Annotated in this window: 17 protein-coding genes; 9 read left to right on the forward strand and 8 right to left on the reverse strand. The window is 72.1% G+C overall.

The genetic code is table 11. From position 1 onward, the window contains the following. Positions 1-4: 4 nt before the first annotated feature. On the forward strand, positions 5-898 hold the full coding sequence (locus tag FFG40_RS07360) for a general stress protein (protein ID WP_138802739.1): 894 nt from the start codon (positions 5-7) through the stop codon (positions 896-898). Positions 899-1,419: 521 nt separating this feature from the next. Here FFG40_RS07360 and FFG40_RS07365 read toward each other — a convergent pair. Both FFG40_RS07365 and FFG40_RS07370 read right to left on the reverse strand, forming a co-directional pair. Then, positions 1,420-1,890 carry a GNAT family N-acetyltransferase gene (locus FFG40_RS07365; protein ID WP_185974231.1) on the reverse strand — a complete coding sequence of 157 codons (471 nt, stop codon included), beginning with the start codon at positions 1,888-1,890 and terminating at the stop codon, positions 1,420-1,422. Between the two features lie 15 nt (positions 1,891-1,905). Next, positions 1,906-3,390, reverse strand: a complete 1,485-nt coding sequence (locus FFG40_RS07370) for an aminopeptidase P family protein (protein ID WP_138802741.1) — start codon at positions 3,388-3,390, stop codon at positions 1,906-1,908. Positions 3,391-3,460: 70 nt separating this feature from the next. On the opposite strand from FFG40_RS07370, the gene FFG40_RS07375 reads away from it, so the two are divergent. Next, the gene (locus FFG40_RS07375) at positions 3,461-4,333 is read left to right on the forward strand and encodes a PHP domain-containing protein (protein WP_138802742.1); all 873 of its coding nucleotides are present in this window, start codon (positions 3,461-3,463) and stop codon (positions 4,331-4,333) included. Between the two features lie 156 nt (positions 4,334-4,489). Here the strand turns inward: FFG40_RS07375 and FFG40_RS07380 are convergent, their stop codons facing one another. Beyond that, on the reverse strand, positions 4,490-5,998 hold the full coding sequence (locus FFG40_RS07380) for a DEAD/DEAH box helicase (RefSeq protein ID WP_071246524.1): 1,509 nt from the start codon (positions 5,996-5,998) through the stop codon (positions 4,490-4,492). 135 nt (positions 5,999-6,133) lie between these two features. On the opposite strand from FFG40_RS07380, the gene FFG40_RS07385 reads away from it, so the two are divergent. After that, positions 6,134-6,850, forward strand: a complete 717-nt coding sequence (locus tag FFG40_RS07385) for a ferritin-like domain-containing protein (protein ID WP_260678812.1) — start codon at positions 6,134-6,136, stop codon at positions 6,848-6,850. A 52-nt stretch (positions 6,851-6,902) separates the two neighbouring features. Here FFG40_RS07385 and FFG40_RS07390 read toward each other — a convergent pair whose 3' ends face one another. Both FFG40_RS07390 and FFG40_RS07395 read right to left on the reverse strand, forming a co-directional pair. After that, positions 6,903-7,199 carry a hypothetical protein gene (locus FFG40_RS07390; RefSeq protein ID WP_138802743.1) on the reverse strand — a complete coding sequence of 99 codons (297 nt, stop codon included), beginning with the start codon at positions 7,197-7,199 and terminating at the stop codon, positions 6,903-6,905. Between the two features lie 4 nt (positions 7,200-7,203). Further along, a complete protein-coding gene (locus FFG40_RS07395; RefSeq protein WP_027464581.1) occupies positions 7,204-7,428 on the reverse strand; it encodes a DUF3107 domain-containing protein in 225 nt (74 codons plus the stop codon). 127 nt (positions 7,429-7,555) lie between these two features. On the opposite strand from FFG40_RS07395, the gene FFG40_RS07400 reads away from it, so the two are divergent. Both FFG40_RS07400 and FFG40_RS07405 read left to right on the forward strand, forming a co-directional pair. Further along, positions 7,556-10,711: a UrvD/REP family ATP-dependent DNA helicase gene (locus FFG40_RS07400; RefSeq protein WP_185974127.1), complete on the forward strand. Its 3,156-nt coding sequence runs from the start codon at positions 7,556-7,558 to the stop codon at positions 10,709-10,711. Next, the gene (locus FFG40_RS07405) at positions 10,708-14,001 is read left to right on the forward strand and encodes an ATP-dependent DNA helicase (RefSeq protein WP_260678813.1); all 3,294 of its coding nucleotides are present in this window, start codon (positions 10,708-10,710) and stop codon (positions 13,999-14,001) included. The genes FFG40_RS07400 and FFG40_RS07405 overlap by 4 nt, the downstream gene beginning before the upstream one ends. Positions 14,002-14,454: 453 nt before the next feature. Here FFG40_RS07405 and FFG40_RS07410 read toward each other — a convergent pair whose 3' ends face one another. After that, positions 14,455-15,453 carry a phosphotransferase gene (locus tag FFG40_RS07410; RefSeq protein WP_111090644.1) on the reverse strand — a complete coding sequence of 333 codons (999 nt, stop codon included), beginning with the start codon at positions 15,451-15,453 and terminating at the stop codon, positions 14,455-14,457. A gap of 116 nt (positions 15,454-15,569) precedes the next feature. Here FFG40_RS07410 and nudC point away from each other — a divergent pair, with 116 nt between their 5' ends. After that, on the forward strand, positions 15,570-16,505 hold the full coding sequence (gene nudC, locus FFG40_RS07415) for an NAD(+) diphosphatase (RefSeq protein ID WP_138802745.1): 936 nt from the start codon (positions 15,570-15,572) through the stop codon (positions 16,503-16,505). Further along, positions 16,502-18,268, forward strand: coding sequence for an ATP-dependent helicase (locus FFG40_RS07420; RefSeq protein ID WP_185974128.1), 1,767 nt, complete (start codon positions 16,502-16,504; stop codon positions 18,266-18,268). Before nudC ends, FFG40_RS07420 begins: the two co-directional genes overlap by 4 nt. Here FFG40_RS07420 and FFG40_RS07425 read toward each other — a convergent pair. Together FFG40_RS07425 and FFG40_RS07430 are read right to left on the reverse strand one after the other, a co-directional pair. After that, on the reverse strand, positions 18,159-19,016 hold the full coding sequence (locus tag FFG40_RS07425; RefSeq protein WP_138802746.1) for a TOMM precursor leader peptide-binding protein: 858 nt from the start codon (positions 19,014-19,016) through the stop codon (positions 18,159-18,161). The genes FFG40_RS07420 and FFG40_RS07425 overlap by 110 nt on opposite strands. Positions 19,017-19,076: 60 nt before the next feature. After that, positions 19,077-20,495, reverse strand: a complete 1,419-nt coding sequence (locus FFG40_RS07430) for a zinc-dependent metalloprotease (RefSeq protein WP_071246537.1) — start codon at positions 20,493-20,495, stop codon at positions 19,077-19,079. A gap of 152 nt (positions 20,496-20,647) precedes the next feature. Here FFG40_RS07430 and FFG40_RS07435 point away from each other — a divergent pair, with 152 nt between their 5' ends. Together FFG40_RS07435 and FFG40_RS07440 are read left to right on the forward strand one after the other, a co-directional pair. Beyond that, complete coding sequence (locus FFG40_RS07435) at positions 20,648-21,757, forward strand: PDZ domain-containing protein (protein WP_138802747.1); 1,110 nt, start codon at positions 20,648-20,650, stop codon at positions 21,755-21,757. A 165-nt stretch (positions 21,758-21,922) separates the two neighbouring features. Further along, complete coding sequence (locus tag FFG40_RS07440) at positions 21,923-24,919, forward strand: UPF0182 family protein (RefSeq protein ID WP_185974129.1); 2,997 nt, start codon at positions 21,923-21,925, stop codon at positions 24,917-24,919. Positions 24,920-24,964: the final 45 nt, after the last annotated feature.

The following is a 24,964-nucleotide window of genomic DNA, read 5'->3' on the forward strand; positions in this document are numbered from 1 at the left end:
CTGTGTGAGCAATCAGAGCCCCTTCGCCGGCAGGACCGCCCAGGCGTTCCCGACGCTGCCCAAGGGCGACGTCCTGGGAACGTACGACAGCTACCCCGACGCGCAGCGCGTGGTGGCGAAGCTGGCCGAGGCCGACTTCCCCGTCAACCAGCTCTCGATCGTCGGCAACGACCTGAAGACGGTCGAGCGGGTCACCGGCAAGATGACCTACGGCCGTGCCGCCATCGCCGGCGCGCTGTCCGGCCTGTGGCTCGGCATCTTCTTCGGCATCGTGCTCACGCTCTTCTCGCCGAGCGCCGGCGGCCTGATCCTGGCGGCCGCGATCATCGGTGCCGCGTTCGGCATGCTCTACGGCATCGTCTCGTTCGCGATCACGAAGCGACAGCGCGACTTCACGAGCGTGCACCAGGTGCTCGCCACGAACTACCAGATCGTCGTCAACCCGCAGCTGACCGGGCAGGCGCAGCGGATCCTCGGCGAGCACGGGGCGACCCCGTCCACGCACTGGAACGACGCTCCCCAGCAGCAGCAGCAGCAGCAGCAGCAGCAGCAGCAGTGGCGTCCGGGCCCCGGTGGGGTCCCGCCGCAGCAGCAGTCGCCGTACGGCGGGCACGCCACGCCGCACCAGCAGCCGGGAGGCCCGCAACACCCCGGCACGTCGGCCCCCGGCACGCAGGCGGGTGCGCCCTCGGGCCCGCCGCGCTACGGCACGAACGACGGACCCCGGTACGGGGAGACCCCCGAAACGGCCGCCGCCCCCGCGGCTCCGCCGGTGCCGGAGCGTCGACCCGAGGAGCCGCCGCGCTACGGCGAGCGGGTCGTCGGTGCCACGCCGCCGGAGCCCTCGTCCTCGCCGGACGCCCAGCGCGACGGCGACGGGGACAGCGACCGCCGTTAGTCGCGCTCCGGCTGCTGCGCTCGGGCCCCGGCGCGCGTGCTCCTCGGTCGGTGATGCGGTGCGGCGCCAGGTCGTTCGACACGCCGCTCACGTCCGCCGAGTTCCCACGAAGTGTCGCCGCCGAGTGCCTCGGGCGGCGCTGCGGCGACCTCAGCGGTGGAGTCCGGGCGGTGCTGGCGGTCCGGGCGGTGCTGGCGGTCCGGGTGGTCCGGGTGGTCGCAACACCCCGCGCGCACGGCCTCGAGCGGTCAGAGATCGTCGTTCGGCGCCGGCCAAGACGACGGTTCGTGACCGCTCGGCCTCGGGCAGACGGCACGTCGTGACCGGGCGCCGCGCGGGCCCCGGGCGCGGCAGAGCAGCCCCGGCACGGTGCGGCATCGCCCGGCACGCGTGGCACGGCGTCGCCCGGCACTACCGGACGGCATCACACCGGACGGCACAGCACCGGATGGCATCGCGCGGCACAGCACCGGACGGCACCGGACGGCACCGCCCGGAATCGCCCGGCAGGCTCGGTCTGGCTAGAGGACCTTCGAGTAGCAGACCGACAGGGGCGCCCCGACGTAGGGCCCGAAGTTCGCGATCCGCCGGAACCCCTCGCGCTGGTAGAACCCGACGGCGCGCTGCTGCGCCGTGCCCGTCTCGAGGACGAGCGCCGGGGACCCGAGGTCGAGCGCGGCCTCTTCCAGCCGTCGCAGCAACGCGGCCGCGACACCGGACCCGCGGGACTCCGGTCGGACGTACATCCGCTTGATCTCCGCGATGCCGTCGTCGACGATGCGCAGCCCCCCGCACCCCAGGGGAGTACCGGACTCGTCCCGCGCGACGAAGAACACCGCGATCGAGTCGGCGGTCGGCTTCTCACCCGGTTCGGTGTCGCCGCCGTGCGCCCGGTCGATCTCCAGTCGCTGCGCGGCGCGGAGTCGCTGGGCGTCGGGGGAGTCGAAGTGCTCGACCTCGATCGAGAAGGTGTTCGGGGAGGCCTCGGGCATGGTCACCCGATCAGGCTAGCGGCCCGAGCGGGCGATCCACCCCTCCACTTCCGAGGGGGTCCGGGGGATGCCGACGGACAGGTTCTCGGCGCCGTCCTCGGTCACCAGGATGTCGTCCTCGATGCGGACACCGATGCCGCGGAACTCCTCCGGCACGGTCAGGTCGTCCTGCTGGAAGTACAGCCCGGGCTCGATCGTGAAGACCATGCCGGCCTGCACCGTGCCGTCGAGGTACATCTCGCGGCGGGCCTTCGCGCAGTCGTGCACGTCGAGCCCGAGGTGGTGGCTCGTGCCGTGCACCATGTAGCGGCGGTGGAACTGGTTGTCCGGCTCGAGCGACTCGGCAGCCGAGACCGGCAGGAAGCCCCACTCGGCGGTCTTCCGCGCGATGACCTCCATCGCCGTCGCGTGCACCTGGCGGAACGTGATGCCCGGCTTGACGATCGCGAACGCGGCGTCGGCGGCTTCGAGCACGGCTTCGTAGACCATGCGCTGCACGGGCGAGAACGTGCCGCTCACCGGGAGCGTGCGGGTGATGTCGGCGGTGTAGAACGAGTCGACCTCGACCCCGGCGTCGATGAGGATGAGGTCGCCCGGCTGCACGGCGCCGTCGTTGCGGGTCCAGTGCAGGATGCAGGCGTGGTGGCCCGAGGCGGCGATGGTGTCGTAACCCACGGTGTTGCCGTCCGCGCGCGCCCGGCGGTTGAACGTGCCCTCGACGATGCGCTCACCGCGCGGGTGCGCGAGCACGGCGTCGAAGTCGCCGATGACGTCGTCGAACCCGTGCTTCGTGGCGTCGACGGCCTTGCGGAGCTCGCGGACCTCGTACGCGTCCTTGACGAGTCGCAGCTCGGACAGGTCGCGGGAGAGCAGGTCGTCGGTGGCCGGCGACCCCTCGGTCTCGTCCGTGCCACCGATCGCCGCGCCGATGCGGGCGTCGAGGGAACGGGTCAGGTCGTCGTCGGCTTCGCGCACGAGCAGCGCCGACGCGTCGAGTGCATCGGCGACGGCCGTGAACGCCCCGAGGTCGGCGGTGGCCAGCCCGAGGTCGGCGGCGACGGCGTCGAGCGAGGGGCGCGGACCGACCCAGAACTCCCCGATCTCGGGGTTGGCGTAGAACTCTTCCGAGTCGCGGCCTGCGGTGGCGCGGAAGTACAGCGTGGCGTCGTGCCCGGAGCCGTTCGGCGTCATCACGAGCACGGAGCCGACGACGGTGTCCGTGCCCCAACCGGTCAGGTGGGCGAAGGTGGAGTGCGGGCGGAACGGGTAGTCGCAGTCGTTCGAGCGGACCTTGGCCTGCCCGGCCGGCACCACGATCGTGCGGCCCGGGTGCAGCTCGGAGATGCGCGCGCGACGCTCTGCGGCGAACGCGGCCTGCTCGCGGGGCTCGGGCTGCGCTTCCGAGCGCTCGGCCCACTGCGACCCGATGAAGTCCTTGAAGGTCGAGGACCCGGGGGTCGTGGATCGGTTGCTCGTCGCGCGGGGAGTCGTGTCGGCCATGCGTCCATCATCGCACCGCCCGGGGACACCCGGCCTGTGCGGCCGCTCACCTGTGGATAGCATTGGCCACGTGCCAGACCCGTTCATCGACCTGCACGCGCACTCCAGTGTCTCCGACGGCACCGAGCGTCCCGCGGAGCTCGTCCGAGCGGCCGCGGCCGCCGGACTCGACGCCGTCGCGCTGACCGACCACGACACGACCGCGGGGTGGGCGGACGCCACGGCCGCGGCGCACGAGCTGCCCCTGACCCTGCTGCCGGGCCTCGAGCTGAGCACCCGGATCGGCTACCGCAGCGTGCACGTGCTCGGCTACCTGGTGGACCCCGAGCACCCCGGACTGGTCGAGGAGACGACCCGGATCCGCGACGGCCGGCTCTCCCGCGCGCACCGCATGGTCGACCGCATCGCCGAGGACCACCCGGTCACCTGGGCGGACGTCCTGGCCCAGTCCAGCCCCGGTGCCACGATCGGCCGTCCGCACATCGCCGACGCCCTGGTCGCCCGCGGGCTCGAGTCCGACCGGTCCGCGGCGTTCCGCGGCATCCTGCACCCGGCGTCCGGCTACTACGAACCCCACGAGGCACCGTCGCCCCTGCGCGGCGTCGAACTCATCCGGCAGGCGGGCGGCGTGCCCGTCATCGCGCACCCCGCGGCGTCCTCGCGCGGGATCGTCATCGACGAGCCGATGCTCCGCGACCTGGTCGACGCCGGGCTCGGCGGGCTCGAGGTCGACCACCGCGAGAACCTGGCACACGGCAAGCGCACCCTGCTCGACTGGGCGACGCGCTACGGCCTGTTCGTCACCGGTTCGAGCGACTACCACGGCACGGGCAAGCCGAACCGGCTGGGGGAGCACCGCACCGCACGCGTCTCGTTCGACGCGATCGTGTCCGAGGCCACCGGCAGCGCCCCGGTCGTCGGCCCCGGTTCGCGTCTGGCCTGACCGCAGACCGAACGACCGGCCACCGAGTCTTCGGCCTGGCCGACAGTCCACGCGTCGGCGTCCGCGTGAACTGTCGCTGCGCGCGTGACGCCGGTCCGCGGGTGGAGACGACGAAGGGCCCGTCGCGTCAGCGACGGGCCCTTCGGTCTGGAGGCGCTACTCGCCGTCCGACGTACCCTGCGGTGCCGAGGCGGTCGCCGAGGCATCGCCGGTGCCGGCTCCGCGACGGCGGCGACGACGGCGACGCTTCGCGGCGCCGTCGGTGGTGGAACCACCTTCGACGGCCGAGCCGTCCTCGGTGCCCGCCGCGGCGGTGGGGGCGACCGACTCGGTGGCCGGAGCCTGCGGGGCGGACTGCTCCGAGCCTCCTGACCGGGTGCGGCTGCGCGACCGCGAACGCGACGCGTCACGCGAACCCGAGGCCGGGCGGTCGCTGCTGCGCTTCTCGACGGGAGCGCCGGCCGAGGCGGCGTGCGACGACGAGCCGGGCAGGCGGCCCTTGGTGCCCTTGGGGATGTCGAGTTCCTCGAACAGGTGGGGCGACGACGAGTAGGTCTCGACGGGCTCGGGGATGCCGAACTCGAGGGCCTTGTCGATCAGCGTCCACTTGTGCAGGTCGTCCCAGTCGACGAACGTGACCGCGATGCCGGTCTTGCCGGCGCGGCCCGTGCGGCCGGCACGGTGCAGGTACGTGTCCGGGTCGTCCGGGATCGTGTGGTTGATCACGTGCGTGACGTCGTCCACGTCGATGCCGCGGGCAGCGACGTCGGTGGCGATGAGCACGTCACGCTTGCCGGCCTTGAACGCCGCCATCGCGCGCTCGCGCTGCTCCTGGTTGAGGTCGCCGTGCACCGCTGCGGCGTTGAACCCGCGGTCCTTCAGCTCCTCGACGAGCTTCGCCGCGGCACGCTTGGTGCGGGTGAAGATCACGGTCTTGCCGCGACCCTCGGCCTGGAGGATGCGGGCGATGACCTCGTCCTTGTCCAGGGAGTGCGCGCGGTAGATGAGGTGCTTGATGTTGGCCTGCATGAGGCCCTCGTCCGGGTCGGTCGCCCGGATGTGCACCGGACGGCTCATGAACCGGCGGGCGAGGGCGACGATCGGCGCGGGCATCGTCGCCGAGAACAGCATCGTGTGCCGCACCTCGGGGACGGCCTGGAAGATGCGCTCGATGTCCGACAGGAACCCGAGGTCGAGCATGCGGTCGGCCTCGTCGAGCACCACCTCTTGCACGTGGGAGAGGTCGAGCAGACGCTGCCGCTGCAGGTCGATGAGCCGCCCGGGCGTGCCGACGACGATCTGGGCACCGGCCTTGAGCTGCTCCACCTGGCCCTCGTAGGCCTTGCCGCCGTAGATCGAGACGACCGTGGTCGGGCGGTTCGAGGCCGCGAGCTCGAGGTCCTCGGTGACCTGGACCGCGAGTTCACGGGTCGGGACGACGACGAGCGCCTTCACGCCGTGCGCCGGGTCGGCACCGAGTCGCTGGATCAGCGGCAGGCCGAAGCCGAGCGTCTTGCCGGTACCCGTCTTGGCCTGGCCGATGATGTCCTGGCCGGTCAGGCCGAGCGGGATGGTCTGTTCCTGGATCGGGAAGGGCTCGATGATGCCCTTGCCGGCCAGTGCATCGACGATGTCCTGGTCGATGTTGAGGTCTGAGAAAGTCAAAGAATCACCTTAGTTCTGGTGGAAGTCCCGGCCAGTCTACCGACGGGCGCGTGGTCCGGGGCGCTCCGGGGTGCGTCGGGGCGTCCGGGCGGGCGACCGGCGGGTGCCACGGGACGTGCCCTCTATGCTGGTCCGGTGGTCTCGTGGTGGAACCGGAAGCGCGCGGCGCAGCTCGCTGCTGCATGGCTCGCGTCGCGGAACCCGCGCGGAGCCGCGCAGGTCAAGCGGCTCGCGCTCGACGACGTCACACCGGAGCTCGACGTCTACCTGGGGCAGGCCGCGTACCTGCAGCTCTCCGTCTACGAGACGATGGGACGGGCCGGTGCTTCGGCACCGACGCTCTCCGGCCGTCTGGTCACCGGGGTCCTCGCGACCACGGCGCTCGAGCGGCACCGCACCATCGTGGCCGAGATCGAGCGCAGCGGCGGAGACCCGGCGGCGCTGATGGCCCCGCACCGCGAGGCGATCGACCTGTTCCTCGAACGGACGAGCGGTGCCGACTGGTACGAGTCGATGCTGACCGGCTACGTGACGGCCGGCATCCTGAACGACCTGTTCGGCAACCTGCTCCGCTCGCTGCCGATCGACGTGCGGCAGCGGCTGCGTTCGGTGTTCGACGCGCGCGAGGAAGCAGCGGTCGTTGAAGAACTGACGGCCCACATCGAGAACGACCCGCGGATCGGTTCACGCCTGGCGATGTGGGGACGGCGCCTGGTGGGCGACACCCTGCTGGTCGCCCGGTCGGCGCTGGCGTCGCACGCCCGAGAGGACCAGGAGCGGCTCGAGCCGGTCTGGACCGAACTCATCGCGGCGCACACCCGACGGATGGACGCGCTCGGGCTGACGGCCTGAGCGGTCAGGCTGCTCGCGCGTCAGGTTGCTCGGGGGTCAGGCTGCTTGAACGTCAGGCGCCGCGCGTCTTGAGCTGCTCGTAGTACTCGGCGTCGCGCTTCTCGCGCTGCGTGCCGAGGAGCCACTCGAGGACGAGGGCGGCCAGGCCGGACCCCACGAGGGCCACGACCCAGATCCAGGTGCCGTCGTACCGCCACCCGGCCCAGGTCAGCGCTTCCCAGAGGACGGCTGCGGCGATGCCGCCGACCGCGGGGCCGACGAGCACGCCGCGGTTCGACCGCCACGGCAGGATCACGTGCGCGACCGCACCGATGATGACGCCGCCGAGGACGGCGAAGAGCAGTTCCACGTCGTCAGGCGACGAAGCCGATGCGCCGTGCCTCTTCCGCGCCGACCTCGACGTACGCCAGAGCCGAGACGGGGACGATGAAGCGACGGCCCTTGTCGTCCTGCAGCGACAGGTGCGTCGACTGCGCGGTGAGCGCCTCGGACACGGCCTTCTCGACCTGGTCCGCGGTCTGGGCGGTCTCGAAGGCGATCTCGCGGGGGCTGTTGATGATGCCGATCTTGATGTCCACGAGCACAGCGTATCCGAGCGGTCCCGTGCGGTATCGGGCGTTCGCCGCGGGCGCACTCGACGGCGCGACGACCGGTGCTCCGCGCGTCCGCAGCGGTGCTGTCGGCGGTCCTGGGTACCGTACGAGCGTGCCGCAGACCACGCTGATGCCCGCTCCCGAGGACACCGGGTTCGCGCGCGCACTGGTCGACGACCCCTCGCAGGCCGCGGTGCTCGCGCTGCCGGACGGCCGTCACGCAGCGGTGATCGGTGCACCGGGCAGCGGCAAGACGACCACGCTCGCACGGCTCGTCGCCGATCGGCTGGCCCGAGCCGACGCGATCACGCCCGACGGCCACGCGACGGTCCTCGCCCTGACCTCTGCTCGGACGGCTGCAACGGCGCTGCGTGACCGGCTCGCGCGGGCGGTCGACCGGGTCGTGCCGGGTGCCCTCGCACGCACCGTGAACTCACTGGCGTTCCAGATCGTCACCCACGCGGCGTCGGTGCAGGGGCAGGAACCCCCGACGCTGCTGACCGGTGGGGAGCAGGACCGGATCATCGCCGACCTGCTCGCCGGGCACGAACTCGACGGCGCCGGACCGGCCTGGCCCGACCCGATCACCTCCGTGGTCCGGGAGCGAGCCGGGTTCCGCACCGCCCTGCGCGACGTCATGATGCGTGCGGTGGCCGCCGGCGTCGAACCCGACGACATGCGGGAACTCGGCGACGAGCTCGGACGGCCCGAGTGGCGGGCCGTCGGCGACTTCGTGGACGACTACCGGGCATCGGTCACCGCGTTCCGGCCGACCGGACTCGACTCCGGTGAACTCGTGGCGTACGCCACCGCCGCGGTGCTGCGGCACGAGCTCCCCGCCGGCATCGCCGCCCTGCGCCTGGTCGTGGTCGACGACACGCAGGAGCTGGTGGAGGGCGAGATCGCCCTGCTCCGGGCGCTCGCGCGCTCCGGCGTGCAGGTCGTGGCCTTCGGCGACCCGGACATCGCCGCCTCGGCGTTCCGCGGCGCCGAACCGGACGTGCTCGGTCGACTGGCCGTGCGACTCGGGGTCGACCGCGTCGACGAGCTGTTCCTCGGCGCGGTGCACCGGCACCCCGCCCCCATCCGCGCCCTGGTCACCGGCGTCACGGGTCGCATCGGCACCGCGGCGGCCGGTCGGCAGCGCAGCGCGTCGGCGGGCGACCAGGATGCGCGGTCCGACGCCGTCGTGCACCTCGAGGCCGCCAGCCGGTCCGCGCTCGTCGTGGCGATCGCCCGTCGACTGCGCGAACACCGGCTGCTCGACGGTGTGCCGTGGCACCGGATGGCCGTGGTCACCCGCAGCGGTGCTGCCATCCCCGAACTCGTCCGGGCACTCTCCGTGGCCGAGGTCCCGGCGACCGCCGGTGCCGCACCCGTCCGTCCGCGCGACGACTCCGCGGCGGGGGCGCTGCTCGACGCGGCCGCAGTGGCGCTCGACGTCCTGCCGCTCGACGCCGCCCTGGCCACCGCGTTCGCCACGGGGCCCCTCGGCGGGCTGGACACCCTGGCGATGCGTCGGCTCCGGCTCGCCCTGCGGCGCGAGGAGCTCGCGGGCGAGGGCAGCCGCACCGCCGACGAACTGCTGGTCGATGCACTCGGCGCACCGGAGCGCCTGGCGACGGTGGACGCCGGGTTCGCGCGACGGGCGACCCGGCTGGCCCGGAGCCTGGTGCAGGCGCGTGCCGACGCCCAGGCGGGATCGAGCATCGAGGAGATCCTCTGGGGCCTCTGGGAACGCAGCGGTCTCGCGAAGTCGTGGGGTGCCCAGTCCGCCGCCGGTGGGGTCGGCGCCGGGGAAGCCGACCGGCACCTGGACGCCGTCGTCAGCCTGTTCACCGCCGCCAAGCGCTTCGTCGAGCGCACGCCGGACGCCCCCGCGCGGGTCTTCGTCGACGACCTGCTCGGCGCGGACCTGCCAGAGGACTCGATCGGCCCCGACCGGACCGCCGGCCGGGTGCGGGTCCTGACGCCGTCGGCGACCATCGGACTCGAGTGCGACGTGGTCGTGGTGCTCGGTCTGCAGGACGGCGTGTGGCCCAACACCCGGGTGCGCGGCAGTCTGCTCGACCCGGACGGATTGGTCCGCGCAGCCGCCGGGGTCGAGCGTTCGCCCATCGACGACCGTGCCGCCGTGGTCGCCGACGAACTCCGGCTGTTCGCCCGGGCCGTCTCGCGCGCCACCACCCAGGTCGTCATCGGCACGGTCGCGAACGACGACGAGTCGCCGTCACCCTTCGTCCGACTCGTCCCGGTGCCGCCGGACCGTCAACCGACCGTCCACCCGCTGTCCCTGCGTGGGCTCGCCGGGTCGCTGCGCCGCCGGGTGGTGGGCTCGGGCGACCACGAGGCCGCGTCCGCGCTGGCCCGCCTGGCCGAGGCCGAGGTGCCCGGTGCGGCTCCGGACGAGTGGTACGGGCTCGCCGAACCGACCACGGACGACCCCCTGGTCGACCTCGACGCCGAGCCCGCGCCCGAGGTCGAGGGAGGCGAGCCCGTCGCTCCGGCCGTGTCGGTGTCGCCGTCGCGCATCGGCACCTTCGAGGAGTGCCCGGTGCACTGGTTCGCGCAGACCTTCGGCGGCGGTGCCCCGAGCCCGGCGATGGGCATCGGCACGATCGTGCACGAAGCGATGGAGCACGCCACCGAGATCGACGTCGAGTCGCTGTGGGAGCGGGTCGAGGCACGGTGGGACGAGCTCACCTTCGAGTCGCCCTGGGTCGCCGACCGCGAACGCGCCCGGACCCGGCGGATGATCGAGGGGCTGAGCGACTACCTCCGCACCTTCGCCAGTGCCGGCCGTCGACTGCTCGGCGCCGAGACCTCGTTCGCGCTCGTGACCGGCCCCGCCCGCATCCGGGGGAGCATCGACCGCATCGAGGTCGACCCCGAGGGCCGTGTCAGCGTCGTCGACCTGAAGACCGGCCGTTCGATGCCCAGCGAGAAGAACGACATGCCGGAACACCCGCAGCTCGGCGCCTACCAACTCGCGGTCGAGGACGGCGCGGTCGAGGGCGTGCCGGCGGGGTCGCCGATGACCGATGCCCGGCTGGTGTTCGTCCAGAACCCCCGCGGCGGACAGGCGTACTCCGAGCGGACGCAGCACGCGTTCGACGCCGAGGCGCGGGAGGCCTACCGCGAGCGGTTGCACGGGGTGGCGCGGGGCATGGCCGGCCGGACGTTCGTGGCGAACGTGGACGACCACTGCGAGAAGGCCCGGACCGGGGTCGAGTGCCGGATCCACGTGGTGGCGGAGGTGACCTGGTGAGCGACACCGCGGACACGACCGACACGGCGGACGCGACCGGCACGGCTGCTGCGGTCGACGCGGCCGACACGGCTGCTGCTGCGCCGCCCGTCATCCGGCACGGCGCCGACGCCATCGCCGACGCCCTCGGCCGGCCCCGTCCCACCGCCCAGCAGCGCGCCGTCATCGAGTCGCCGCTCGTGCCGGCGCTGGTCGTCGCCGGAGCCGGCAGCGGGAAGACGGAGACGATGGCCTCGCGCGTCGTCTGGCTGCTGGCCAACGGACTCGTCCGACCCGACGAGGTCCTCGGACTGACCTTCACCCGCAAGGCCGCCGGCGAACTCTCCGTCCGCATCAACGACCGCATCCGCGCGCTCGAGGACGTCGGGCTGATCACCCCCGGGGACGCCTTCGAAGCGCCCACCGTCTCGACGTACAACGCCTTCGCCAACGCGGTCTTCCGCGAGAACGCCCTGCTCGTCGGGCGTGACGGCGAGTCCCAGGTGCTGACCGAACCCTCGGCCTGGCAGCTCGCCCGTCGCGTCGTGGTGGCCGCCCGCGACGACCGGCTCGCCGGACTCGACCGCGACGTCGACACCCTGACCGCAGCCGTGGTGGCGCTCGCCGGTGCCACCTCCGAACACCTCGTCGAGCCCGAGGACCTCCGCCGGTTCGCGATCGAGTTCTCCGAGTTGCTCGAACTCCCCGGCAACCGCGGCAAGCCGTACAGGGCGATCACCGACGCGGTCGCCGCGATCGGCGCCCTCGAACCCCTGGCCGACCTGGTCGCCGAGTTCCGGCGGCAGAAGGTCGACCGCGGGTTCGTGGAGTTCTCCGACCAGATCGCCCTCGCGCTCGCCGCGGCCGAGTCGGCCCCTCGCGTCGTCACCGACCTGCGGAGCCGGTACGGGGTGGTGCTCCTCGACGAGTACCAGGACACCTCGGTGGTGCAGACCCGGTTCCTCGCCCGGCTGTTCCGCGGGCACTCGGTGATGGCGGTCGGCGACCCGCACCAGTCGATCTACGGGTTCAGAGGTGCGAGTGCCGCGAACCTCGCCCGGTTCCCGCACGACTTCGGCGGCGACGAACCCGGCGTGGCCGAACCCGTCACCTTCGCGCTGTCGACCAGCTGGCGGAACCCGGTGGACGTGCTCGCGGGGGCGAACGCGATCGTGGCACCGCTGTCCGAGGCGTCCGAGGTCGACGTCGAACGGCTCTCGCCCCGGCCGGGCGCGGACGCCGGCACCGTGCGGGTGGTGTTCCCGGAGACCCTGCCGGAAGAGGCCGACGAGGTCGCGGCGTGGTTCCAGGACCACCGCCGTCAGGACCCGACGGGCTCGATGGCGCTGCTGCTGCGCGCGCGGAAGGACCTCGCGGCGTTCACGGCGGCGCTCGGTGCCCGCGGCGTGCCGTACCACGTGCTCGGCACCGGCGGACTGCTCCAACGCCCGGAGATCGTCGACCTGGTGGCGTGCCTCCGGGTGCTGCACGACCCGGCGGCCGGCAACGACCTGATCCGGCTGCTCGCGGGTGCCCGGTGGCGGGTCGGGGCGGCGGACATCGTCGCCCTGCACCAGCTCGCCCGGTGGCTGTTCCAGCGCGACCACACCCAGCAGCGGCTCGACGACGACCTGACCGCGGCGTTCCGGGCGTCCGTTGCCGCCGGCGAACACGGGTCGATCGTCGACGCGCTCGACTTCGTCGCGACCGCGCCCGACGAGCACGGCGCGCTCGAGGGCATCACCGCAGCTGGTCGCAGCCGGATGCGTGCGCTCGGCGGGCAGCTCGCGATGCTCCGGTCACGCGCGGGGAGCGACCTGGTCGACTTCGTGACGCTCGTCGTGCAGGAGATGCGGCTCGACATCGAGGTCGCCGCGCACGAACAGGGCAGCGGCGCCTACCTCGACGCCTTCATCGACGAACTCGCCGGCTTCGCCTCGACCGACGACCGCGCCGACCTCGGTTCGTTCCTCGGGTGGATCGACGCCGCAGCCCGGCGTGACGACATGGGCCCGCGGTCCGAGGAGCCCGAGGCCGGCACGGTGCAGATCCTGACGATCCACGGGTCGAAGGGGCTGGAGTGGGATGCCGTCGCGGTGCCCCGGATGGTCGAGGGCGGCCTGCCGGCACGCCCGCAGGGGGGCTCGTCCGGCTGGCTGGGGTTCGGCCGGCTGCCGTACGAGTTCCGCGGGGACGCCGCCGAGCTGCCACGACTCGCATGGCGCGGGCAGGAGACCCAGAAGGACGTCACCACGGCGATCGACGCCTTCAAGGAACAGGTGAAGGCCCGCAACGAGGACGAGGAACGCCGGCTCACCTACGTCGCCCTGACCCGTGCCAAGCACGACCTGCTGGTGTCCGGCTCGTTCTGGGCCGGCGGGGTCCGCCCCACCGAGCCGAGCCGCTACCTGCGCGACCTGGTGGACGCCGGCGTCATCGACGGTGCTGCGATCCCGGAGACGACGGTGCACGACGAGAACCCCATGGGGGAGAACGGCGCGACCCAGACCTGGCCGCACGTGCCGTTCGGGCAGCGTGCGCCGCGGGTCCTGGCCGCCGCGGAGCGGGTGCGGAACGCGAACCCCGGAGCGGCGGGGCGCTTCGCCGCCGACATCGACCTGCTGCTCGCCGAACGGCACGCCACCCGGAACGCGAAGCACTCGGTCGCCGTCCCGCACCGGGTGCCGGCGTCGGGCTTCAAGGACTACCTGACCGAACCCGACTCCGTGGCCGAGCGGCTCCGCCGGCCGATGCCGGAGCGACCGTACCGCGCGACCCGGCTCGGCACGCTCTTCCACCAGTGGGTGGAACAGCGTGCGCGGAGCGGTGGCGCGCTCGAGACCCTTGACGTGTGGGACGGGGAGCTCGACCTCGATGTCGACGACCTCGCCGATGCGTCGCCGGACGCCGTGGTCACCGACGACGACGCTCGTCGACTCGCGGACTTCCAGGCGACGTTCGCCCGCTCCCGCTGGGCCGGGCTCACGCCGATCGAGGTCGAGCGCGAGATCCACATCCCGTTCCTCGGGCACAGCGTCGTCTGCAAGCTCGACGCCGTGTACGAGATCGACGGGCGTGCCGAGGTGGTCGACTGGAAGACGGGCAAGGCACCGTCGGGTGCGGACGACCTGGCCCGACGCACGCTGCAGCTCGCGCTGTACCGCGTCGCCTACGCCGAGTTCACCGGGCGGCCGCTCGACCAGGTCGACGCGGTGTTCTACTTCGTCGCCGACGACCTCGAGGTCCGTCCGACCGAGCTGCTCGACCGCGCTGGACTCGAGCGTGCGTGGTCGGAGGCCGTCGGCAGCTGACGTCCCGCGGAAGGCGCGTCGTGCTCGTGTCGTGCTCCGCCCGTGTCGTGCTGCGCCCGTCGCGCGTCGCGCGCTGCGCGCTGCGTGCGAGGCGCGCCGCGCTCGTCGCGCGCTGTGCTCTGTCGCGCTGAGCCCGTGTCGAGCCGCGCCCGTGTCGTGCTCCGCCCGTGTCGTGTCGTGCTCCGCCCGTGTCGTGTCGTGCTCCGCCCTGGAGGCCCGGTGCCGGTCCGCCGGGCCGGCACCGGGCCTCCAGGCGGTCGCATCAGGTGCACGCGCGGCCGTGACTGGTCACCACACCCCGCAGGACGCACAGCGAGTGGTCACAGACCGTCGGGTGGACACCCTGCAACCGACAGGTCGTGACCGCTCGGCGGAACTGAGCGGGGAGTCGTGACCACCGTGCGGCGGTGTGGACGAGAAGTGTGGAACGAGACGATGCGGAACGAGACGGCGTCAGCCGTGGCGGCGTTCGGTGGAGGACAACAGCTGCTCCACCTCGCCGATCTCCATCGTCTCCGGTGACACGGACTGCAGCGGTTCCGCACTCGGGGCGTGCACCGCGTCGACCAGGCGGTGCATCATCGAGACGGCGTCGTCGACGACCTCGGTGCTCTTCGCCTGCACGCCGTGCAGCAGCCAGTGCGCCGTCTCGAGCTCGTGGTGCACGCGCGCACGCTGAGCGAGCTGGCGGTCGCGTCCGCCGCCGTTCGCCTCGTAGGCGCTGAGGACGGTGTCGAAGGCGTCGCGGCGGCCGGCGAGCACCCAGGCGAGGTCCTTCGCCGGGTCGCCGAGCCGCAGCTCGCCCCAGTCGAGGACCCCGGTCACCGCATCGCCGTCGACGAGCAGGGCTCCGGTGCCGAGCGACCCGTGCACGACGGTCGGTGTGAACTGCCAGAGCTGCTGGTCGCGAGCGGCGCCCTCCCAACGTTCGACGAGCGCGGCGGGGACGAGCTTGGTCGCCACGGCGCGGTCCATCACCGAGACTGCGGACCGGAGCACCTCGAACGGCGTGAGCGAGGGCAGCCCGGCGTCGGAGACGAAGCTCGTCGGCAGCTGGTGGATCGAGGCGACGGCACGGCCGACGCTGGTCGCGAGGTCGGGACGCTCGACGAGCGACGCGAGGGTCGGGTGGGTCCCGGCCAGTCGGGTCGTGACGATGGCGCGCGTCGACCCGATCGGGGCCTGGCCGCGGTACTCGGCGACGCCGAACGGCAGCCGCGTGCGGATGCCGGCGCTCAGCGCACGGATGGCGACGAGGTCGGCTGACTGCCGGGCCTCGGCGCGCTGGTTCCGGGGGCGGCGGATGACGATCTCGGTGCCGTCGGCGTCGCGGAGGAGCGCCGACTCGTAGTCGCCGGCCGCGGCCGAGCCGAGCGTGCGCGTGCCCGTGACGAGGAGACCTGGAACGGCCGTCGTCGCCAACGCGGCTAGAGTGAACTGGGATCCCGCCATGCCCCTCAGGGTAGGCGCGTGACGCGTGCACGGCTGCACGCCACGCTGTTCGGCGGCCCGCACGCCCACCGCACGTCTCCTGCACGTCCGCACCCGATCCGAGGAGCTCTCCCGCCGTGACCGTCGAGTTCGCCGCCCGGCTCCCGCTCTCCCGCAACGAACTCGACCGCGACGCCGAGTTCCGCACGACCGACGACGTCGAGCGCGTCCTGCGCGAGGACGAGCACACCCGGTACCTGCCGGTGCGTGGTGCGGAGATGCTCCGGAACGCCGACGGCACCCTGCGCTTCGTGGCCGCGACGGAGATCCCGGTCGACACCGTGACGCTGTACCTCGGCCGTGCGGTGTCGGACGCCGCGGACGCCGCGGCGGGTACCCGCTTCGTCGCCGCCCTGATCGACAGCGCGACGGCCACCGCCATCGAACCCGACGACGACGCCTGGCAGAGCCTCCGGATGTTCGGCACCGAGCTCTCGCCGCGCGACCAGGGACTGGCGGTCGAAGCCGTGGCCATGGCCAACTGGCACGCCGTGCACGGCTTCTCGCCGCGCACCGGGTCGCCCACGGCTGTCGTCAGCGGCGGATGGGTCCGCCGCGACCCCGAGGGACACGACCTCTTCCCGCGCACGGACGCGGCGATCATCGTCGGGGTCGTCGACGCCGACGACCGGATCCTGCTCGGTTCCAATGCCGCGTGGGACGCCGACCGGTACTCGCTGCTGGCCGGGTTCGTCGAGCCGGGGGAGTCGCTGGAGGACGCCGTCCGCCGCGAGGTCTGGGAGGAGTCCGGCGTCCGCGTCGAGGAGCCCGAGTACCTCGGCTCGCAGCCGTGGCCGTTCCCCGCGTCGCTGATGGTGGGCTTCCGTGCCCGTGCAGCCGGCGGTGACCCGACGACCGCCCGCCCCGACGGCGTGGAGATCTTGGACGTCCGGTGGTTCTCGCGCGACGAGATCCGCGAGCGCGCCGGCGACACCCTGCTGCTCCCGGGACGCACCTCGATCGCCCGCGCCATCATCGAGGAGTGGTACGGCGGGCCGCTGGACCTGCCGTGAGCGTCGCCGGTCCGCGCGGCGCAACGGGCGCAGGGGCAGTCGAGCCCCGGCCGCCGTCGCCCGACGAACTGCTCGCCGCGCTCGACGCCGAGCAGCGGACGGTCGCCCGCACCCTGCTCGGTCCGGTCGCGGTGCTGGCCGGAGCCGGGACGGGCAAGACCCGTGCGATCACGCACCGGATCGCCTACGGGGTCGCCACCGGGACCTACGCCCCGAACCACGTCCTCGCGCTGACCTTCACGACCCGCGCCGCCGGTGAACTGCGGTCGCGCCTGCGCGCGCTCGGTGCCGGGACGGTCCAGGCGCGCACCTTCCACGCCGCGGCGATGGCGCAGCTCAGCTACTTCTGGCCGGACACCGTCGGTGGGCACGCCCCCAAGATCGTCGAGTCCAAGGGTCGGATGATCGCCCACGCCGCGGACACGGTCGGCATGCACGTCGACACCCCGGTGCTCCGTGACCTGGCCGCCGAGGTCGAGTGGCGCAAGGTGCAGATGCTCTCGCTCGACGAGTACGAGGCCGCCGCCGCGGGCCGGGTGATGCCGCGGGACACCACACCGCGCCGGGTCATCGACCTGATGAAGGCGTACGAGCGGTTGAAGGACGACCGACGGCAACTCGACTTCGAGGACGTCCTGCTGGCGACCCTCGGCATGGTCGAGTCCGAGCCCCGCGTGGCGTCGTACGTGCGGCAGCAGTACCGGTTCTTCGTGGTCGACGAGTACCAGGACGTCTCGCCGGTGCAGCACGACCTGCTGCGGGCCTGGCTGGGTGGCCGTGACGACCTGTGCGTCGTCGGCGACGCCAGTCAGACCATCTACTCGTTCGCCGGCGCCTCGAGCGACTACCTGCTCGGGTTCGGGTCGGAGTTCCCGCGCGGGTCGGTGCTGCGCCTCGAGCGGAACTACCGCTCCACCCGCGAGGTCGTGTCCGCTGCCAACACGCTGATGCGCGGCCAGCCCGGGGCACTCGACCTGGTGGCCCAGAGCCAGGAACCGGGCCCGGAACCGGTCGTGCTGGCCTGTGTCCACGACGGAGACGAGGCGCAGACCATCGCCCGCCGCATCGCCGAGCTCGTCGGAGCCGGAGCGTCCTACGGGGAATGCGCTGTGCTCTTCCGCGTCGGGGCGCAGTCCGCCGCGCTCGAGTCCGCGCTCGGCCGGAACGGCATCCCGTACCGCGTGCAGGGAGGTACCCGCTTCTTCAACCGCCCGGAGGTCAAGCTCGCCGTCCACCACATGCGCGGCGAGGCGATCCGGCAGACCGACGACGAGCTGACCCGACGGGTCCGGCTGGTGCTGCAGGTCAGCGGCTGGACGGAGACGCCGCCGGAGGGCACCGGCGCAGTGCGCGAGCAGTGGGAAGCGCTGCAAGCGATCATGGGCTTGGCCGAGGACGCCCCCGCCGGCACGACGATGCAGCAGTTCACCCAGGACCTGGTGGACCGTGCGGCGACCCACCACGAGCCCGAGGTCGACGCCGTCACGCTCGCGACGCTGCACTCGTCGAAGGGCCTGGAGTGGCCGCACGTGGTCATCGCCGGCGCCGCCGAGGGCCTCCTGCCGATCTCGCACGCGTCGACCGACACCGAGGTGGACGAGGAACGACGCCTGTTCTACGTCGGGCTGACCCGAGCCCGCCGATCCGTCACGATCACGTGGTCGCAACAGGGCTCCACGCGTGGGGGAGCCCGGGCTCCGAGTCGGTTCCTGGCAGCGCTCGGCACGCGCACCGCGGATGGGGTCGGACCGGCGAACGGCTGACCGACAGGTCGTCGCGCTCGAAGACGACCTGGTCGGGTTCGGCCTGTTGCGTCCGGAGCGGGAGCCGTTCCAGCAGCATCCGCGTCGCGGCGGCGGCCACCGCAGCCGCTCGCCACGGTGAGAGCGGTGCCGGGTGCCGGCCCCACACCTGGGCGGCGATGGCCGGCCAGGCCGGGTCGTCGTCGACGCGTGCGTACTCAGCGCACTGGAGGCACGGCCCGGCTCCCGGCACGACGAACGGACCGAGGCGGACGCGTCCGTCCCCGACGACGACCGCCAGGTGCGGCACACCCCGACGGGTCCACGCGGCGCGGAGCGCCGGGTCGACGACGTGGTCGGCCACCACAACGGCGAGGCGTGGTTCGGGTTCGGGCAGCACGATCGGTCCTCCGGCGGGTGCGGTGGTGCGGCTGACCGTCACGCCCTCGCCGGACAGGAACGCCGCCACGGTGTCGGCGAGGACACCGGCGCCGTGCACCTCGATGCGTTCGAGCGGTTCGGGCAGGACCTCGACCACCGCGGGCGACGCGGCACCGAGCACCCCGGCAGCACGTTCCGGGGAACACCCTGACGCGGTCGCGAGGCCGGACAGCACGTCGTGCCCGGTCTCTCGTCGGAGGCCGTTGAGGAACCGCTCCTCACCCGTGGTGGGCACCGCGACGACCGCGCGCGGGGGATCGACCCCGAGCTGGACCGTGGCGGGGTCACGCCAGACGAACTCGAGCGTCGGATCGATGCGGATGCCCATGACCCCACGGTGCCGGAGTACGCGGCACGCGTGGGGTCACAAGAGGGATCTGTGGAGAACTCAGCGGGGCTGGTCGCCCGTGTCGTTCCCGGGCTCGTCGCCCGCTCCACCCTCGGGGTCGTCGGCCACGCGGCCGGACTCGTCCTCGTGCGGGCGCGCACCGGTCGAGTCGTTCAGCAGGTCCTCGAGGGCCTTGTCGAACGCGTCGTCCTCGTCGGTCTGGGACGGGTTCCGCAGCCGTGCGACGAGGGCGTCGGGTGCGTCGACGTCGTCCGAGGTCGGCACGAGGTCGAAGTGCGACCAGAGGGCGTCACGCTGCTCGGCACCGAGCTCGTCGGTCACCCGCTGCCACATCGCCGCGGCCTCACGCAGACGGCGCGGCCGCAGCTCGAGGCCGACGAGTGTGGCGAACGCCGACTCGGCGGGGCCACCGGCCGCACGGCGACGGCGCACCATCTCGGCGATCGCCCCGGCCTTGGGGAGACGGACGGTGGCAGCAGCGGTGACCGTGTCCACCCAGCCCTCGACCAGCGCGAGCATCGTCTCGAGCCGGGCGAGTGCGGCGTCCTGCTCGGCGGTGCGCGGCGGGATGAGGGCACCCGACGCGAGTGCGTCGCGCAGCTGCTCCTGGTTGGTCGGGTCGATGTCGGCCGCGAGTTCCTCGACGCGGTCGAAGGGGATGTGGATGCCCCGTGCGTAGTCCGTGATCGACGAGATGATGTGCAGCCGGAGCCACCGTGCCGACCGGAAGAGCCGGGCGTGCGCGAGCTCGCGGACCGCGAGGTAGATGCGGACCTCGTCCTCGGAGACGTCGAGGCCTTCGGCGAACTCGGCGACGTTCTGGGGCAGGAGCGCTGCGACCTGCTCGTCGAGGAGCGGCACGCCGACGTCTCCGCCGGACACGACCTCCTTCGACAGCTGCCCGACGACCTGGCCGAGCTGGATCGCGAACAGCGCCCCGCCGATGCCGCGCATCGCCTTCGAGACGTCGCCGAGCATCGCCTTGAGCTGCTCGGGAGCGCGCTGGTCGATCGCCTCGGTCAGGGCATCGGCGATGCTGAAGGCCACCGGTTCGGCGATCTGCGTCCACACCGGGACGGTCGCCTTGGCCCACTGCTCACGCGTGTAGAGACTCGGGGTCGCGGTCAGTTCGGCGACGGTCGTGACCTCGTCGAGCCACAGTGCGGCGACCTGGAACGCCTGGTCGGCCGCCTGCGAGGTGGCCGGGTCGACGGGGTGGCCGCCGTCCCGAGCGATCGCGGTGGCGCGTTCGGCGGTGGCCGAGAAGTCGATGCCGTCACCGCCGGACTGGGCGGCGCGCTGGAGCTGGCTCATCAGGTTCGCCACGGAGGCCGGGTCGTTCGGCAGACCGGCGGCGCCGGCGAGCTGCGACGGGTCGATCTGCCCCTCGCCCGAGAGCAGCTTGCGCAGCATCTCCTGGAAGTCGTCGTCCGGCCCCGGCTGTGGTTCATCAGGCATGCCGACTACGCTAATCGCTGCTCACGGGGCCGCACCTGGGATGCCCCCGTGGGAACGCCCGAAGCGCTGCGCCCAGGGCGAACAGCCCCGTCGCGAGACGTGGGCGACCACCCTGCCGCCAGGCGCGGGTGCCCACCTCGGAAGGACCCCGCGTGACCCTCTTCGCCCCCGCGCCCCGTCGTCGCTCGCGTGCCCGGACCGTCGGGTGGGCGTTCCTGATCGGCGCGGTCGTCCTGGGCCTGTTGGCGAGCCTGCTGCCCAGCCCGTACCTCATCGAGGTCCCCGGGCCGGTCTACAACACCATCGGCACGCAGAAGCAGGGGACGGGCAAGGACGCGAAGGACGTCAAGCTCATCCAGGTGTCCGGCCACGAGACGTACCCGACGGCCGGTGCCCTCGACATGCTCACGGTCGGGATCCAGGGCGACGCCACGAACCGTCCGTCCTGGACCAGCGTCATCCGCGCGATCTTCACCAGGTCACAGGCGGTCATCCCGGTCGAGGCGATCTACCCGAGCGGCACCACGACGGAGCAGGTGAACGAGCGGGACTCCGCCGACATGCAGGCATCGCAGCAGTCGGCCGTCGCCGCCGCGCTCATCCAACAGGGGAACGACCTGCCGACGGAACTCGAGGTCAGTGCCGTGCAGGAGGGCTCGGCGGCCGACGGCGCGATCGAGAAGGGCGACGTCATCACGGCGTTCGACGGCAAGTCGCTCACGACCAACGCTGATGCAGTGAGCCTGCGCGAAGCGGTCGCGAAGCACGGCACCTCGCGCCCCGCGACCGTCACCGTCGAACGGGACGGCGCGACCAAGGACGTCAGGGTGACGCCGCGCAGTGAGCAGGGCACGGCGCTGCTCGGGGTCGGTGTCACCGAGCGCTACGAGTTCCCCTTCAAGGTGTCGATCCGGCTGCAGGACGTCGGCGGTCCGTCCGCCGGCATGATGTTCGCGCTCGGGATCATCGACGAGATCACGCCGGGCAAGCTCAACGGTGGCAAGCACGTCGCGGGCACCGGCACGATCACTGCAGACGGCGAGGTCGGGCCCATCGGTGGGATCCGGCAGAAGCTCTACGGGGCGGCGGACGCGGGTGCCACGGTGTTCCTCGCCCCCGCGGACAACTGCGACGAGGTCGTCGGGCACGTGCCGGACGGACTCGACGTCTACAGCGTCTCCACGCTCGACCAGGCCGTCACCGACCTGCAGACGATCGCCGACGGCGGGAGCACCGCGAAGCTCGCCCGCTGCGGTTCCTGACCCGGTCCTGAGTCCCCGTACAGGTTCACGTCCGGTCCGGTCCCATAGGATCAGTGTCACTGACGGCCCGCCGCGAGCCGGGCCCGCCGGTCCGACACGTCTGGAGCACATCAAGTGACGACAACCTCGTCCACCTCGGGGCGGCGTTCGCCGCGGGTCCCCATCGTGGTCACGATCATCGTGCTGGCCGCACTGGTGATCGCCTTCTTCATCTTCGCCAGCCTGTACACCGACTACGCGTGGTTCGCGCAGCTCGGGTTCCAGCAGGTCCTCACGACCCGGTGGATCGCCGGGACGCTGATGTTCCTGGCGGGCTTCCTCGGCATGGCGGTCCCGGTCTTCGTGAGCATCGCGCTCGCGTTCCGGTTCCGGCCGGTCTACGCGAAGCTCAACTCGCAGCTCGACCGCTACCAGCAGGTCATCGAGCCCCTGCGGCGCGCCGTGATGATCGGCATCCCCGTGGTCCTCGGCATCTTCGCCGGGCTCTCGACGGCGGGGCGCTGGAGCATGGTCCTCGAGTACTTCAACCGCACGCCGTTCGGCAAGACCGACCCGCAGTTCGGACTGGACATCGGGTTCTACGTGTTCGAGCTGCCGTTCTGGCGCTCGATCGTGGCCTACTCGTCGGCCGTCGTCCTCATCGCCGGTCTCGCCGCACTCGCGGCGAGCTACCTCTACGGTGCGCTCCGCTTCGGTGGTCGTGAGGTCCGGATCTCCCGCGCCGCGCGCATCCAGCTCGCGGTCACGGCGGCGCTCTACATCGCGCTGCAGGCCGTCAGCCTCTGGCTCGACCAGTACGCGGCCCTGACGAAGTCGAACTCGCTCATCACCGGTGCCCAGTACACCGACGTCAACGCGGTGATCCCGGGTCGCGAGATCATGGCCGGCATCGCGGCGATCGTCGCGTTGCTCTTCATCGTCACGGCGGTCATCGGCCGCTGGCGCATCTCGATCGTCGGGACGGGCCTGCTGCTCGTCGCCGCGATCGTCGTCGGCGGCATCTACCCGTGGGTCGTCCAGCGGCTGCAGGTGAAGCCCTCGGAGCGCACCTTCGAGTCCGCCTACATCGAGCGGAACATCAAGGCCACGCGTGATGCCTACGGCGTCGCCGGCGTCCAGGAGCAGAACTACGACGCCACGACCGAGACGAGCTCGGGTGCGCTCGCGAAGGACGCGCAGACCACCGCCAACATCCGTCTCATCGACCCGAAGATCGTCTCCGACACGTTCAGCCAGCTGCAGCAGTACCGGCAGTACTACCAGTTCCCGAAGGAGCTGGACGTCGACCGCTACGACGTCAAGGGCGAGACCGAGGACACCGTGATCGCGGTCCGCGACATCGACCTCGCCGGGCTCAGCTCGGCCGCGAACACGCAGTACAACCGGGCGTTCGTCTACACCCACGGCTACGGCGTCACCGCGGCCTACGGCAACCAGCGCGCGAGCGACGGCAAGCCGGTGTTCCTCGAGTCCGGAATCCCGTCGAACGGTGCCCTGGGCGACTTCCAGCAGCGCGTGTACTTCGGTGAGACCTCGCCGCCCTACTCGATCGTGGGTGCCCCGAAGGGCACGAAGGACGTCGAGCTCGACTACCCGTCCGGCTCCGACGACGACAACGGTGGCAACGCGACCACCACGTACGCCGGCGACGGCGGTCCGAGCCTCGGCAACTTCTTCAACCGGCTCGTCTACGCCGCGAAGTTCCAGTCGGAGCAGATCCTGCTCTCGAACGCCGTGAACAAGGACTCGCAGATCCTCTACGACCGCGACCCGATCACCCGCGTGCAGAAGGCCGCGCCGTACCTGACCGTCGACAGTGACGCGTACCCGGCCATCGTCGACCACCGCATCCAGTGGGTGGTTGACGGCTACACCACGAGCGACGCGTACCCGTACTCGCAGAGCCAGAGCCTGTCGGACAGCATCGCCGGCGCCGAGTCGTCGACGTACCGCACCGACCAGGTGAACTACATCCGGAACTCGGTGAAGGCCACGGTCGACGCGTACACGGGCAAGGTGACGCTGTACACGTGGGACACGAAGGACCCGGTCCTGAAGACGTGGCAGAAGATCTTCCCGACGTCGATGAAGCCGGTGTCGAGCATGAGCGCCGAACTCCTCGACCACGTGCGGTACCCGACCGACCTGTTCAAGGTGCAGCGCTCGATCCTCGGCACCTACCACGTGACCAACGCCAACTCGTTCTACTCGGGTGACGACGCGTGGAACACCCCGCAGGAACCGACGAGCACGGCGACGTCGGACAGTGACGCCGACACCGCGGCGACGTCGACGAACGCGCTCGGCGCACAGACGACGACGACGGCCAACAGGGCGAACCTGCAGGACCCGTACTACCTGACGATGAAGGTGCCGGGTCAGGGGACCGCGTACTCGCTGTACACGACCTACATCCCGCAGCAGTCGGCCGGGGCGAACAACCGCAACGTGCTGACCGGCTACCTGGCGGTGAACTCCGACGCGGGTGGTGCCGGCAAGGGAGAGAAGGCGTCGGGCTACGGCAAACTCACGCTGTTGACGATGCCGAAGACCGACAACATCCCGGGCCCCGGACAGGTGCAGAGCCTCTTCAACGGTGACTCGACCGTGTCGCAGGAGCTCAACATCCTGAAGCGGGGCAACTCGACCGTGAAGCAGGGCAACCTGCTCACGCTCCCGGTCGGCGGCGGGTTCCTCTACGTGCAGCCCGTCTACGTCCAGTCGACCTCGAGTGGTTCGTACCCGCTGCTGCAGAAGGTCCTCGTGGCCTTCGGCGACAAGATCGCGTTCGAGGACACACTCGACGAGGCCCTGAACTCGCTGTTCGGCGGCGACTCCGGTGCGGCGGCCGGCGACTCCGGCGCGAGCGGTGGCGACAGCGGTTCCGGTTCCGGTTCGGGTTCCGACAGCGGGTCTGGCTCGGACACGGGCTCCGGCTCCGACACGGGCTCCGGCTCGACCGGCTCGACCGGCTCGACCGGCTCGACGGGTTCCGGCTCGGCCGACAACGACGCCCTGCAGAAGGCCCTGGCCGACGCCAAGGCAGCCCTGCAGGACCGCCAGGAGGCCTACGCCGACAACGACCTGGTCGCTGCGGCGGAAGCCGACCAGCGCCTCCAGGACGCGATCGAGGCCGCCACGGCAGCCGAGAACGGCAGCTGACACACCGTGGCGGGGCACTCGATTTGTGTCCCGCCACGGCCCCGT

Source organism: Curtobacterium sp. KBS0715, from assembly GCF_005938005.2.
Classification (GTDB): domain Bacteria; phylum Actinomycetota; class Actinomycetes; order Actinomycetales; family Microbacteriaceae; genus Curtobacterium; species Curtobacterium flaccumfaciens.

Bases quoted from the DNA above. Each gene is read 5' to 3' on its own strand.
- FFG40_RS07425 (WP_138802746.1), bottom strand. From the start codon at position 19,016: ATGGGCATCCGCATCGATCCGACGCTCGAGTTCGTCTGGCGTGACCCC.
- FFG40_RS07410 (WP_111090644.1), bottom strand. From the start codon at position 15,453: ATGGCGGGATCCCAGTTCACTCTAGCCGCGTTGGCGACGACGGCCGTT.
- FFG40_RS07430 (WP_071246537.1), bottom strand. From the start codon at position 20,495: ATGCCTGATGAACCACAGCCGGGGCCGGACGACGACTTCCAGGAGATG.
- FFG40_RS07365 (WP_185974231.1), bottom strand. From the start codon at position 1,890: ATGCCCGAGGCCTCCCCGAACACCTTCTCGATCGAGGTCGAGCACTTC.
- FFG40_RS07370 (WP_138802741.1), bottom strand. From the start codon at position 3,390: ATGGCCGACACGACTCCCCGCGCGACGAGCAACCGATCCACGACCCCC.